Genomic DNA, 13,075 nt, shown 5'->3' on the forward strand with positions numbered 1-13,075 from the left:
CGGCGGGACTCTGCCCCCATGACTGAGACCATCCAGCAGACCCCCTCCACGGCGCGGCAGGCCGACCCCTTCCCCGTGAAGGGAATGGACGCGGTCGTCTTCGCCGTCGGCAACGCCAAGCAGGCCGCGCACTACTACTCCACGGCCTTCGGCATGAAGCTCGTCGCGTACTCCGGACCGGAGAACGGCAGCCGCGAGACCGCCAGTTACGTCCTGACGAACGGCGCCGCCCGCTTCGTGTTCACCTCCGTCATCAAGGCCTCCACCGACTGGGGCCGCTTCCTCGCCGACCACGTCGCCGAGCACGGCGACGGCGTGATCGACCTGGCGATCGAGGTGCCCGACGCGCGCGCCGCGTACGCCTACGCCGTCGAACACGGCGCCACCGGCATCACCGAGCCGTACGAGCTCAAGGACGACCACGGGGTTGTCGTCCTCGCCGCCATCGCCACGTACGGCAAGACCCGCCACACCCTCGTCGAGCGCTCCGGCTACGACGGCCCGTACCTGCCGGGCTTCGTCGCCGCCGACCCGATCGTCGAGCCGCCGGCCAAGCGCACCTTCCAGGCCATCGACCACTGCGTGGGCAACGTCGAGCTCGGCAGGATGAACGAGTGGGTGGCCTTCTACAACAAGGTCATGGGCTTCACGAACATGAAGGAGTTCGTGGGCGACGACATCGCGACCGAGTACTCGGCGCTGATGTCCAAGGTGGTCGCGGACGGCACCCTCAAGGTGAAGTTCCCGATCAACGAGCCGGCGATCGCGAAGAAGAAGTCGCAGATCGACGAGTACCTGGAGTTCTACGGCGGCGCGGGCGTCCAGCACATCGCCCTCGCCACCAACGACATCGTCGCCACCGTCCGCTCCATGCGGGCCAACGGCGTCCAGTTCCTCGACACGCCGGACTCGTACTACGACACCCTCGGTGAGTGGGCCGGCGAGACCCGGGTGCCCATCGAGACCCTGCGCGAGCTGAAGATCCTCGTCGACCGCGACGAGGACGGCTACCTGCTGCAGATCTTCACCAAGCCGGTCCAGGACCGCCCGACCGTCTTCTTCGAGATGATCGAGCGCCACGGCTCCATGGGCTTCGGCAAGGGCAACTTCAAGGCCCTCTTCGAGGCGATCGAGCGCGAGCAGGAGAAGCGCGGCAACCTGTAGCGGCTAGGGCTACGGCTACGGTCTCGGCGCCTCGGGGGTCTCCCGGGGCGCCGGGGCCTCCCCGCCCTCGCCCCCGCCCCCGCCGTCGGCCGGGCGCAGCTCCTTCGGGAGCTCGTCCGGCGGCTCCCCGAGGGACGCCACCGCCGCCTCGGCCCTCGGTGCGAGGAGCGGCGAGAAACGCGGGTTGATCCGCAGGGCCTCCGCCAGATGGCGACGGGCCGGGCCGTACTCCCCCAACGCCCGCTCGATCTCGCCCCGGTGGTACGAGAAGAGCGCGCTCCGCAGCCCCTCGTCGGTCGCCTTCTTCGCGTACTCCAGCGCCTCCTCCGGCTCCCCGGCCCGCAAGAGCGCCCAGCCCAGCGCGTCCGCCACCCGCACCGACCGGTGCCCGCGCTCCCACTCGTCCTTCAGCCGCCGCACCGCCGCCTCCGCGTCGCCGTGGTCGGCCTCGAACAGCCCCAGGACGACCTCGCCGTACGGGCTGTCCGTCCACGTCCTCGTCCGCAGCAGTTCGTACCGGGACTCCGCCTCCTCGTCCAGGCCCAGCGACTCGTACAGCTCGCCCGCCTCCAGGAGGTACTCCGGCAGCGGGAGCCGCTCCAGCGCCGCCCGGTAGTCGCGGAGCGCCTCGACCGTGCGGCCGAGCGCCGCCTGCGCCCGCGCCCGCCCGGCCAGCGACGGACCGTGGTCCGGTACGAGCCCCAGCGCCGTCCCGTACTGCGCCACCGCCTCCTCCGGCTCGCCCCGCTCCCAGGCCAGGTCACCGAGCCGGCCGAGCGCCGCCGCCTTCTCCGCGGGCGAGTCCGCCTGGGCCACCGCGTCCGTTGCCGCCGCCCACGCGTCCTCGCGCCAGCCGCGGTCGCGGTAGGTCTGCGCCGCCCGCGCGCTGACCGCCCCGCCCGAGTGCAGCTCCTCCAGCGAGGCCATCGCCTTGCGGGCCGACGTGTACTGCCCGAGCCCGTTGTACGCGTCGATCAGCACCGGGTACGCCGACCAGCGCTTCGGGTCCTTCTTCGTGACCGCCTCGGCCCAGGTCCGCGCCGTCTTCCAGTCGCCCCGGGCGTTGGCCAGCGCGCCGAGGCCCAGCTGCGCGTCGAGGTTCCCGCGCGCGGCCGGCAGCACCTCCAGCGAGCGGCGCAGGGCCCGTTCGGCCCGCGGGTAGTACGTGACGTCGCCGAGCCGCGCGCCCCGCTCCGTGTACGCCGCCCCCAGCACCGCCCATGACGCGTCGTCGGCCGGATGCTTCTTCAGCCAGGTCTCCCGGTCACTGATCAGCGCGGTCAGATCGGGCAGCGACGCCTGGGTGCCCGCGTTCGCCGCCAGCACCGCCCGCGCGGCGGGTCCCGGCGCGGGCGCCGGCCCGTCGTCGAACAGGCCGGGGGCGAACTCGGGGGCGTACAGCAGAGCCGTCGCCGCGAACACCGCGCCGACCCCGGCCGCGAGGACCGTCCTCGACACGTTCTCCGTCTTCATGGCGCTCACTGTGCGGCAGTACGAAGAGCACACGAAGCGTCCACTCCGCTCGGCGAAGCCGAACGCCGGGCGGGTTCACACCGATGGCCCCGGGTGCCACGCTGGACGCATGGACGATCTTCTGACGCGGCTCCACGAGGCACTGCGCGCGGGTCTGCCCGCCGAGGCCCTGATCACCGACCCGGACGTCACCGCCTCCTATGCCCACGACATGGCGAGCTTCTGCGCGGCCGGCGCTCCCGCCGCCGTCGTGCTGCCGCGCACCGTCGAGCAGGTCCAGCACGTCATGCGCACCGCGACCGCGCTGCGGGTCCCGGTCGTCCCGCAGGGCGCGCGCACCGGCCTGTCCGGGGGAGCCAACGCCTCCGAGGGCTGCGTCGTGCTGTCGCTGGTGAAGATGGACCGCATCCTGGAGATCAACCCGGTCGACCGGATCGCCGTCGTCGAGCCGGGCGTGATCAACGCCGTCCTGTCCCGGGCCGTCGAGGAGCACGGCCTGTACTACCCGCCGGACCCCTCCAGCTGGGAGATGTGCACCATCGGCGGGAACATCGGCACCGCGTCCGGCGGTCTGTGCTGTGTGAAGTACGGAGTGACGGCGGAGTACGTCCTCGGTCTGGACGTCGTCCTCGCCGACGGCCGGCTGCTCTCCACCGGCCGCCGCACCGCCAAGGGGGTCGCCGGATATGATTTGACCCGGCTCTTCGTCGGTTCGGAAGGCAGTCTCGGCATCGTCGTCGGGGCGACCCTCGCGCTCCGGCCGCGCCCGCCCGTACAGCTCGCGCTCGCCGCCGAGTTCCCCTCCGCGGCCGCCGCCTGCGAGGCCGTCTGCGCGATCATGGAGCGCGGCCACACCCCGTCGCTGCTCGAACTGATGGACCGCACCACCGTCCAAGCGGTCAACACGCTGGCGAACATGGGGCTGCCGAACACCACCGAAGCACTGCTCCTGTGTGCCTTCGACACCCCTGACCCGGCCGCCGATCTGGCCGCCGTCGGGGAGCTGTGCGTCGCGGCCGGGGCCACCGAGGTCGTACCCGCCGAGGACGCCGCCGAGTCCGAACTCCTCCTCCAGGCGCGCCGGCTGTCCCTGACCGCCCTGGAGACGATCAAGTCCGCGACGATGATCGACGACGTGTGCGTGCCGCGCACGAAGCTCGCCGCGATGCTCGACGGCACGTCCGCCATCGCCGAGAAGTACGGCCTGACCATCGGCGTCTGCGCGCACGCGGGCGACGGCAACACCCATCCCGTCGTCTGCTTCGACCACACCGACGAGGACGAGTCCCGGCGGGCGCGGGAGTCCTTCGACGAGATCATGGCGCTCGGTCTCGCGCTGGGCGGCACGATCACCGGCGAGCACGGGGTGGGCGTGCTGAAGAAGGAGTGGCTGGCGCGGGAGTTGGGGCCGGTCGGCGTGGAGCTGCAGCGGGGCATCAAGCGGACCTTCGACCCGCTGGGGATCCTGAACCCAGGAAAGCTCTTCTGAACCTCCGCGGCGGGTCGTCACATCTCACCGTCCTGCGACTCGTCAGACGGCCAGGGGTCACCCAGCCACAGTTCGTCGGTCACCGCCGTGGTGGCCAGGAGCTCGGCGAGCCCGTCGTCGATGCCGAGCTGCTCGGACTCGGTGCCCGGCGGGACGGCGCGCAGGGTCCGCTCCAGCCAGGCGGACACCTGCGCGGAGGGCGCTTCGAGCAGCGCGTCGCCGTCGGGGGAGGAGAGCGCCATCAGGACCACGTTTCGGCCCTCGACCTTGGTCGGCCAGATGCGGACGTCGCCGTGGCCGCACGGCCGGAAGACCCCCTCGACGAGCAGCTCGCGCGCGAACGTCCAGTTGACGGGGTGGTCCGAGCCGACGTGGAAGGTGATGTGGACGGCGTACGGGTCGTCGGTGCGGTAGGCGAGCCGGGCCGGGACGGGGATGCTGCGCTCGGGGGAGAGCACCAGCGTCAGCTCCAGCTCCCGCTCCACGACGGTGTTCTCGGTGTTCTGCACGGTCCCGCTCCTTCGCGTGTACGGGGCCCCGGGTGGGCCCGCACAGGGAGAGAGCGCGCTCGGCGCCGGCCATGACGCGACTTCGGGAAAGTTTTTCCGTGGAGTTCCCCCGAGCACCTCCGGACCGGATTCCGCAGGATCGTCGGCCTGAGCGTGACGGTGAGTGGCAGGTTTTGTGGGTATGTCGCTCGAAGGCGGGTTTCTGTCGGCCTCCTTGTTCCCGGAGCGGCGTTCTTCGTTACTGTCCTCCCTGAGACAAGCGTTGTGACGGAACGGAGTCGGGGCAGTGGCTACTCCTCCTGGAGGCGGCGGAGAGGTACCGCAGGCCGGGTACTACCCGGACCCGTCCATTCCCGGATACATCCGGTACTGGAACGGGGGCGCCTGGGTGCCCGGGACGAGCCGGCCCGCGCCCAAGGACGGCGAGTCCCTGCCGGCGGCGCCGTTCGCGGCGATGCCGGCAGGTCCGGCGCTCGCCCCGAACCCCTCGCCCGCGCCCGTCGCCACGGCCCCGGCCGCCGCCGCGGTGCCGGCCGTGGAGGAGACCGGTCCGGTCTTCCTGGACGAGGAGCCGGCCGCCGAGACGCGGCCCGAACCCGAGCCGGCCTCGGCCTGGCAGGCGGACGTCTCCCGGCAGACCGGCTTCGGCGGCGACCGGGACCGGAAGGTCTCCTGGGGTGCGCCGGAGACGGAGCAGGCGCACCCCGGGCCCGGCGCCCCGGCCGGCGGCGAACCGCCGCGGGCCCAGGCGCCCGCGCGGGACCCCCGGGTGGCCGCCGACCCCCGGTCCGCGGCCAGCTCGTCCTCGGCGCGGCTCGGCGGGATGCCGGTGACCCCGGCCGCCCGGACGTCCGCTCCGGGGGCGGCCGCCGACCCGACGGGCGGCGCGCTGCCCGGCGTACGGCAGGTGCGGCCGGAGGCGGCGCGAGCGTCCGCGCCGGCGCCCGAGGGCACGATGACCATCCGCGCCCTCCCCCCGGAGAGCCCGCGCGACCCCCAGGCAGCTCAGGCGTCTGCGGCCGCGCCGGCCGCTCGGACGTCGGCGCCCGCTCAGGCACCCCAGGGGCCGCAGGCCGCCCCGCGGCCCCACGTACCCGTCCAGCCTCAGGCACCCGCCCAGGCCCAGCAGCCCGCCTCCGCCCCTGCCTCCGCCCCTGCTTCCTCCCTTGGTCCCACCCCTGGTCCCGTCACCACCGGCCCCGGCGGCGGCGCGCCTTCGTGGCCCCAGCAGGTGCACCAGCTCGCCCAGGCGCAGCAGCCCGCTGCCGCCGCCGAGCCCGAGCAGCCGGTCCTGCCCTGGAAGCCGCCCGTCGAGGACCCCTTCCTCCAGGCCGCCCGCGCGCAGGCGTCCGCCCGCCCGGCCGGGCTCGGCAAGCGGCTCCTCGCCCGGCTCATCGACACCCTGGTGCTCGGCTCGGTCACCGGCGCGGTGTCCTTCCCCTTCGTCACCCAGGCGCTCGACCACATCGACGGCAAGATCGAGGCGGCCAAGCAGTCCGGCCTCACCGTTCAGGTCTGGCTCCTGGACGGCACCACCTCCCTCCACTTCGGTATCGCGCTCGCCGCCCTCCTCGTCCTCGGGGTGCTGTACGAAGCGGTGCCGACCGCCAAGTGGGGCCGCACGCTGGGCAAGAAGCTGTGCGGTCTGGAGGTGCGGGACATCGAGGCGCACGAACCGCCGGCCTTCGGCGCGGCCCTGCGCCGCTGGCTGGTCTACAGCGTCCTCGGACTGCTCGTCCTCGGCGTCCTCAATGTGCTCTGGTGCCTCTTCGACCGCCCCTGGCGGCAGTGCTGGCACGACAAGGCGGCGCACACCTTCGTGGCCGGCTAGCCCTTCCCCGTACGGGGCCGCCGTACGACGGCCCCGTACGGCGGTCCCCCGAACGGGCGGCGAATCGTTGCGGGGTGGTGCCCCGCGCGGTGCACTGCCCCCATGAGCAACGACCAGCCGACGCCCGGCCAGCCGCCCGAGGACGATGATCCGTTCCTCAAGAAGCCGCAGGACCCCACGCCGCCGTCGGCGGGGTCTCCGTACGGCACTACGCCCCCCGGCGGCCCGCCGCCCGAGGGTCCCCCTCCGGGTGGCCCTCCGCCGGGCGGGCCGCCGCCGGGAGGCCCGTACGGCTCGCCGTACGACAGCGCGCCTCCCCCTCCGCCGTACGGGGGTTACGGCGGCGGCTACGGCGGCACCGATCCGCTGGCCGGGATGCCGCCGCTCGCCGAGACCGGGCGGCGCATCGTCGCGAGGATCATCGACTGGCTGATCATCGTCGTGCCGCTCGCGATCATCGGCATCCCGTTCGACATCTACACCCGGGCGACGGACGGCGACAACGACTTCGGCGACACGCTCAACAGCTACAACGGCGGCAGCCAGCTGGTCTTCCAGCTCATCACGATCGTCGCGTACCTCGCGTACGACACCGTGATGACGGCCAAGGACGGTCAGACGCTGGGCAAGAAGTTGATGAAGCTGCGGGTCGCGATGCTCAACGACGGCTCCACGCCGCCGATGAGCGCCTCGCTGATGCGCGCCGTGGTGCTGTGGCTGCCCACGCTGATCTGCTGCGCCTGCCTGTGGCCGCTGCTGATCCTCATCCTGATCATGGTCGACAAGCCCTACAAGCAGGGACTGCACGACAAGGCCGCCAAGACCGTGGTGGTGTCCGTGCCGCAGTGACGCCCGGGGCGTCGAGCCCCAGCTCCGTCAGGAACCGATCCGGGTATCGGCCCCCGCACCCACGCGGACGGCCGGTGCCCGGTTCGCGTCGTTCTGGGGGAGGTGTGCCACGGCGGGGGGCTCCGCCTTCCCGCGCGCCGGCATGGTCACGGCGACGAGGAGTCCGAGGAGCAGGCCCGCGACGCAGACGACGGCGACGCCGAGGGTCGTGGTCGTGCGGGACAACAGCAGCAGAGCGACGGTCGCGAAGACGACGGTGGCCGAACCGTAGGCGAGCTGTGCGGCGTTCGGACGCGGCATGAGGGGTACCGTCCTCGAAGCATCGGGTCGATCGGACTCTACGACGGTGGATGCCCGAGCGGAGCCGGTGGTAAGCGTGACCTAACCCACGGTACCGGTGCATGGGGGGCGCATGGATTCATCAAGTCGGCCAATCCGCGCGGCCGGTGCGCCGGTTGGCCGTTCGGATGGCGATCCCGTGGCGTCCGACTATCGGAAACGCGCTCCTGCATAGTGCAGTTGGTCTGTTCAAGTCAAGGTCTGTCTTTTCTCTGGTAACTCCGGTCGAATGTCGTCACTTGTGACGCGCGACCCCGCCGCGGACACCCCACCTCCGGTCCGTGGGCGGCGGGCGCCGGGGAGGACAACTTCAAGTGACCAACAGACGACGGGCGATCAGAGCGTCCGCAGTCGTCGTGGCGCTCGCGGCCACCGCCGCCACCGCCTCGACCTTCACCAGCGCATGGGCCGAGGACAAGGGGCCGGGCGCACCGGCCGGCATCGAGCGCCATGATCCGGCGGACCACGGCCACAGCCACGGCCACGGCCATGACCACGCCGACAAGACGGCGGTCGACCACGACCTCGAGGGGCCGTACAGCAAGCAGCAGGAGCAGCAGCGCAAGGCCGCTCTCGAGCAGGTGCTGAGCGGCGAGACCAAGGTCGAGCGCCGCGGGGGTTCCCAGGTCGTCAAGCTCGACAGCAAGAAGTACGTCGAGCTGGGCCGTGAGAAGACGGACAAGATCTTCACGATCCTCGTCGAGTTCGGCGACAAGGTGGACAACACCACTCTTGTGAACCGCGCCGACGACGACACGGACGAGCTGAAGCCGAAGTACGGCGGCACGCCCGGTCCGCTGCACAACCAGATAGCCGAGCCGGACCGTACGAAGGACAACTCCACGGCCTGGCAGAAGGACTACGACCAGCAGCACTTCCAGGACCTGTACTTCGGCACCGGCAAGGACCCGAAGACCGGCCAGCCCAAGCAGTCGCTGAAGACCTACATGGAGAAGACCTCCTCCGGCCGGTACTCGGTCGAGGGCGGCGTCTCGGACTGGGTCAAGGTCGAGTACAACGAGGCCCGTTACGGCTCGAACTACTGCGGCAACAGCAACTGCGCCAACGTGTGGGACGCCGTCCGCGACGGTGTCACCGCGTGGGTCGCCGACCAGAAGGCCAAGGGGCGCACCGACGCCCAGATCAAGGCCGACATGGCGCAGTACGACCAGTGGGACCGCTACGACTTCGACGCCGACGGCAACTTCAACGAGGCCGACGGCTACATCGACCACTTCCAGATCGTCCACGCGGGCGAGGACGAGTCGGCGGGCGGCGGAGCGCAGGGCGGCGACGCTCTGTGGGCCCACCGCTGGTACGCGTACGGCACCAACGCGGGCAAGACCGGCCCGGCGCACAACAAGGCCGGCGGCACGCAGATCGGCGACACCGGCATCTGGGTCGGCGACTACACGATGCAGCCGGAGAACGGCGGCCTCGGCGTCTTCGCCCACGAGTACGGTCACGACCTCGGTCTGCCGGACCTGTACGACACCTCCGGCAAGCCGGGCGCCGAGAACTCGACCGGCTTCTGGTCCCTGATGTCCTCCGGCTCCTGGCTCGGCCAGGGCAAGGACTCCATCGGCGACCTGCCCGGCGACATGACCGCCTGGGACAAGCTGCAGCTCGGCTGGCTCAACTACACCAAGGTGAGCGACGAGCAGCGCGGTACGAAGTCCACCCACAAGCTGGGCGTGGCCGAGTACAACACCGAGAACCCGCAGGCGCTCGTCGTCGAGCTGCCGAAGAAGAAGGTCACCACCGATGTCGTCGCGCCCGCCGAGGGCGCCACGCAGTGGTGGAGCGACATGGGTGACGACCTCAAGAACACCCTGACCCGCTCCGTCGACCTCACCGGCACGTCGAAGGCCACCCTCGAACTCAAGGGCTGGTACGACATCGAGCTGGACTACGACTACCTCTACACCGAGGTGTCGACGGACGGCGGCGCCAACTGGACCGCGCTCGACGGCACGGCCGACGGCAAGCCGCTGCCGCGCGACGCGAGCGGCGCCCCGGCGCTGACCGACGTCTCCGGCGCGTACAAGAACCTCGTGTACGGCCTGGACGCCTACGCCGGCAAGAAGTTCGACCTCCGCTTCCGCTACCAGACGGACGGCGGCGCGGGCGGCAAGGGCTTCGCGGCCGACGCCATCACGCTGACCGCCGACGGCGCCACCGTCTTCTCGGACAACGCCGAGAACGGCGACAACGGCTGGACGGCCAAGGGCTTCTCGCGGATCGGCAAGGGCTTCACGAAGGAGTACGAGCAGTACTACCTCGCGGAGAACCGCCAGTACGTCTCCTACGACGCGACCCTGAAGGTCGGCCCGTACAACTTCGGTTTCTCGGGTGACAAGGCGAGCTGGGTCGAGCACTACCCGTACCAGAACGGGCTGCTCGTCTGGCTGTGGGACACCTCGCAGAAGGACAACAACACGGCCGTCCACCCGGGCCAGGGCCTCATCCTGCCGGTCGACGCGCACCCGACGCCGCTGAAGTGGACCGACGGGACCCTGATGCGCAACCGCATCCAGTCCCACGACGCCCCCTTCGGCACCTACCGGACCGACGCCTTCCAGCTGCACAAGGCGGACGTCCCGGTGTGGATCAGGTCGCAGGCCGGCAACCCGGTCTTCGACGACCGCAAGGGCACGTACTGGTTCAAGGAGACCGAGCGCGCCGGTGTCCAGGTAACTGACACCAACACCAAGATCGTGGTCGTCAAGGAGCCGAAGAACGGCCGGACGATCACTGTCCAGGTGGGTCCGTCGACGAAGTAGTTTGCATCGTCGCAGGTCAGAGCATGATCGGCCGTCGCCCTCTAGCGGGCGGCGGCCGATCGTGTTTAGGTGCGTCTGACCGAGTCCTTATTGACAGCAAGCTCACAGGGGGAGTGGTTCCGGCATGCCCGGTGGAGGTTTCTGCAAGTTGCCCGGTGGCAGTGTGGTCGTCGCGATAGGGCTGCCGAGCCCGGCGGGCGACGGCGCCACGGTCCGCTTCCTGGTCCATGCCGCCAACCGGGCGCGTGCCCTGACCCGGCTGCGGAACCTGGGTCTGCGGGCGGTGTACCTCCGGGGCAACGCGGAGCCGCCCACCCCGGACGAGATCACCGCCGTCCTCCACCACCCGGACGGCCTCCTGTGGAGATCGACCCCGGTCACGGGCCAGGAGCTCTGGCACCCGGTCCGCGCGCTGCCCCGCCCCGCAGCGTAGGGCCGACGCGTCGCGCAGGCGGCCGCGCCGTCGCCCAGGTGGACGGCCCAGGGGGTGTCTTGTCGCCCTAGACCACCACGGGCTTGCCGGTGAGCTCGACGCCGGCCGCCCGCAGCTCCTCCAGGGCCTTCTCGGTGGTCGCCTGGGACACCCCGGCGGTCAGGTCGAGCAGGACCTTCGTACGGAACCCCTCGCGGGCCGCGTCCAGGGCCGTCGCCCGTACGCAGTGGTCCGTCGCGATGCCGACCACGTCGACCTCGCTCACGTCCCGCTCCCGCAGCCACTCCGCCAGCGTCACGCCGTTCTCGTCCCGCCCCTCGAAGCCGCTGTACGCCGCTTCGTACGCGCCCTTGTCGAAGACGGCCTCGATCGCCCCGCAGGCGACGGCGGGGGCGAAGTTCGGGTGGAAGCCGACGCCCTCGGTGCCGGCGACGCAGTGCACGGGCCAGGAGGTGACGTAGTCCGGCGCCTGTCCCTCCGGCGCGAAGTGTTCGCCCGGGTCGACGTGGTGGTCGCGGGTGGCCACGACGTGCTGATAGGCGGCGCCCGCCGTCTCGCCGACCAGGTCGGTGATGGCGGCGGCGACGTCCGCGCCCCCCGTCACCGCGAGGCTGCCGCCCTCGCAGAAGTCGTTCTGAACGTCGACGACGATCAATGCGCGGTGCATGGCGGGTGTCCTTCGGTGGGCTGGAATCGGGCGGCGGGTACGGTCGCTCGGGGATGGCATCGAGCCTAGAGACTTCCCCCTCCCTTCGGGAGGGGGCCTTTCACGGCGTTACGGATACTCCGTGCGTGTGCTCCGCGCACATGCTCCTCATGCGTCCCCTCACACGTACTCCGTCGGCAGCACCGGCTCACCGCGCGACAGCTGCATCGCCGACATCGGTAGCCCCGCCCGAGCCGCGATGTGCCGCTCCCGCGCCGCCTCCAGGGGCTCCCGGGCCACCACGTCGCCGCCCTTGACCAGCTCCACCAGGAGCTGACGGTCGACGAGCTCCGGCGGCACCGGGCCCGTGCCCACGACCTCCGCCTCCGCCACGCCGTCCTCGTCGGTCCGCCGGGCCGCCCACTTGCGGCCCCCGACCGACGCCTTGCCGCCCACCGACTTCTTGGCCACCGGGGACAGCGGCGCCTTCGGGTCGGCCGACCGGGCGCGGGCGACCAGCTTGTAGACCATCGAGCAGGTCGGGTGCCCGCTGCCGGTCACCAGCTGCGTCCCCACCCCGTACGCGTCGACCGGCGCCGCCGCCAGGGAGGCGATGGCGTACTCGTCCAGGTCCGAGGTGACGACGATCTTGGTGCCCTTCGCGCCCAGCTCGTCGAGCTGCTGCCGCACCCGGTGCGCCACGAGCAGCAGGTCCCCGGAGTCGATCCGGACCGCCCCGAGGTCCTTGCCAGCCACCTCGACGGCGGTGCGGACGGCCTCGGTCACGTCATAGGTGTCGACCAGCAGCGTCGTACCGCTGCCCAGCGAGTCGACCTGGGCGCGGAACGCGTCCCGCTCGCTGTCGTGCAGCAGGGTGAACGCGTGCGCCGAGGTGCCGACGGTCGGGATGCCGTAGCGGAAGCCGGACGCGAGGTCCGAGGTGGAGTCGAAGCCGCCGACGTACGCGGCCCGCGCGGAGGCGACGGCCGCCAGCTCGTGGGTGCGCCGGGCGCCCATCTCGATCAGCCGCCGGCCGCCGGCCGCGGCCGACATCCGGGAGGCCGCCGCCGCGATGGCCGAGTCGTGGTTGAGGATCGACAGGATCACGGTCTCCAGGAGCACGCACTCGGCGAAGGAGCCCTCGACCCGCAGGATCGGGGAGCCGGGGAAGTACACCTCGCCCTCGGGGTAGCCCCAGATGTCCCCCGAGAAGCGGTAGCCCGCCAGCCACTGGAGCGTCGGCTCGTCGACGATCTCCCGCTCGCGCAGGAAGCCGAGGACGCCCGGGTCGAAGCGGAAGTTCTCGACCGCGTCCAGGACCCGCCCGACGCCCGCCACCACGCCGTAGCGCCGCCCCTCGGGCAGTCGGCGGGTGAAGACCTCGAAGACGGAGCGCCGGTCCGCCGTACCGGCCCTGAGGGCCGCCTGCAGCATGGTCAGCTCGTACTGGTCGGTGAAGAGCGCGGTCGACGGCACGTCCACCGGCAGCCCAAGGTCCGCAGCGTTCATGTCAGCGATGCTACCCCGAATACTCGTCAGAGTGACGATTTCTATCGCCG

11 protein-coding genes are annotated in these 13,075 nt (G+C 71.5%); 6 read left to right on the forward strand and 5 right to left on the reverse strand.

Going from position 1 to position 13,075, the window contains the following annotated elements:
• Positions 1–18: 18 nt before the first annotated feature.
• Positions 19–1,164: a 4-hydroxyphenylpyruvate dioxygenase gene (gene hppD, locus ACF06X_RS00390; RefSeq protein WP_392284941.1), complete on the forward strand. Its 1,146-nt coding sequence runs from the start codon at positions 19–21 to the stop codon at positions 1,162–1,164.
• A 15-nt stretch (positions 1,165–1,179) separates the two neighbouring features.
• Here hppD and ACF06X_RS00395 read toward each other — a convergent pair whose 3' ends face one another.
• Complete coding sequence (locus ACF06X_RS00395; protein WP_392284942.1) at positions 1,180–2,637, reverse strand: tetratricopeptide repeat protein; 1,458 nt, start codon at positions 2,635–2,637, stop codon at positions 1,180–1,182.
• A gap of 109 nt (positions 2,638–2,746) precedes the next feature.
• On the opposite strand from ACF06X_RS00395, the gene ACF06X_RS00400 reads away from it, so the two are divergent.
• Positions 2,747–4,126: an FAD-binding oxidoreductase gene (locus ACF06X_RS00400; protein ID WP_392284943.1), complete on the forward strand. Its 1,380-nt coding sequence runs from the start codon at positions 2,747–2,749 to the stop codon at positions 4,124–4,126.
• Positions 4,127–4,143: 17 nt separating this feature from the next.
• Here the strand turns inward: ACF06X_RS00400 and ACF06X_RS00405 are convergent, their stop codons facing one another.
• Positions 4,144–4,635 carry an SsgA family sporulation/cell division regulator gene (locus ACF06X_RS00405; protein ID WP_392284944.1) on the reverse strand — a complete coding sequence of 164 codons (492 nt, stop codon included), beginning with the start codon at positions 4,633–4,635 and terminating at the stop codon, positions 4,144–4,146.
• Between the two features lie 286 nt (positions 4,636–4,921).
• On the opposite strand from ACF06X_RS00405, the gene ACF06X_RS00410 reads away from it, so the two are divergent.
• Both ACF06X_RS00410 and ACF06X_RS00415 read left to right on the forward strand, forming a co-directional pair.
• Positions 4,922–6,466, forward strand: coding sequence for an RDD family protein (locus tag ACF06X_RS00410; protein WP_392284945.1), 1,545 nt, complete (start codon positions 4,922–4,924; stop codon positions 6,464–6,466).
• Between the two features lie 102 nt (positions 6,467–6,568).
• Positions 6,569–7,315, forward strand: coding sequence for an RDD family protein (locus ACF06X_RS00415; protein WP_392284946.1), 747 nt, complete (start codon positions 6,569–6,571; stop codon positions 7,313–7,315).
• 27 nt (positions 7,316–7,342) lie between these two features.
• Here ACF06X_RS00415 and ACF06X_RS00420 read toward each other — a convergent pair whose 3' ends face one another.
• Complete coding sequence (locus ACF06X_RS00420; protein ID WP_392284947.1) at positions 7,343–7,615, reverse strand: hypothetical protein; 273 nt, start codon at positions 7,613–7,615, stop codon at positions 7,343–7,345.
• Positions 7,616–7,968: 353 nt separating this feature from the next.
• On the opposite strand from ACF06X_RS00420, the gene ACF06X_RS00425 reads away from it, so the two are divergent.
• On the forward strand, positions 7,969–10,437 hold the full coding sequence (locus tag ACF06X_RS00425; protein ID WP_392284948.1) for an immune inhibitor A domain-containing protein: 2,469 nt from the start codon (positions 7,969–7,971) through the stop codon (positions 10,435–10,437).
• Positions 10,438–10,561: 124 nt separating this feature from the next.
• Positions 10,562–10,870: a hypothetical protein gene (locus tag ACF06X_RS00430; protein ID WP_392284949.1), complete on the forward strand. Its 309-nt coding sequence runs from the start codon at positions 10,562–10,564 to the stop codon at positions 10,868–10,870.
• 67 nt (positions 10,871–10,937) lie between these two features.
• Here ACF06X_RS00430 and ACF06X_RS00435 read toward each other — a convergent pair whose 3' ends face one another.
• Together ACF06X_RS00435 and ACF06X_RS00440 are read right to left on the reverse strand one after the other, a co-directional pair.
• Entirely contained in the window at positions 10,938–11,537 is a 600-nt protein-coding gene (locus tag ACF06X_RS00435; protein WP_392284950.1) for an isochorismatase family protein, read from the reverse strand.
• Positions 11,538–11,696: 159 nt separating this feature from the next.
• A complete protein-coding gene (locus ACF06X_RS00440; protein ID WP_392284951.1) occupies positions 11,697–13,025 on the reverse strand; it encodes a nicotinate phosphoribosyltransferase in 1,329 nt (442 codons plus the stop codon).
• Between the last annotated feature and the right edge of the window lie 50 nt (positions 13,026–13,075).

Source organism: Streptomyces sp. NPDC015346, from assembly GCF_043078785.1.
Taxonomy (GTDB): Bacteria; Actinomycetota; Actinomycetes; order Streptomycetales; family Streptomycetaceae; genus Streptomyces.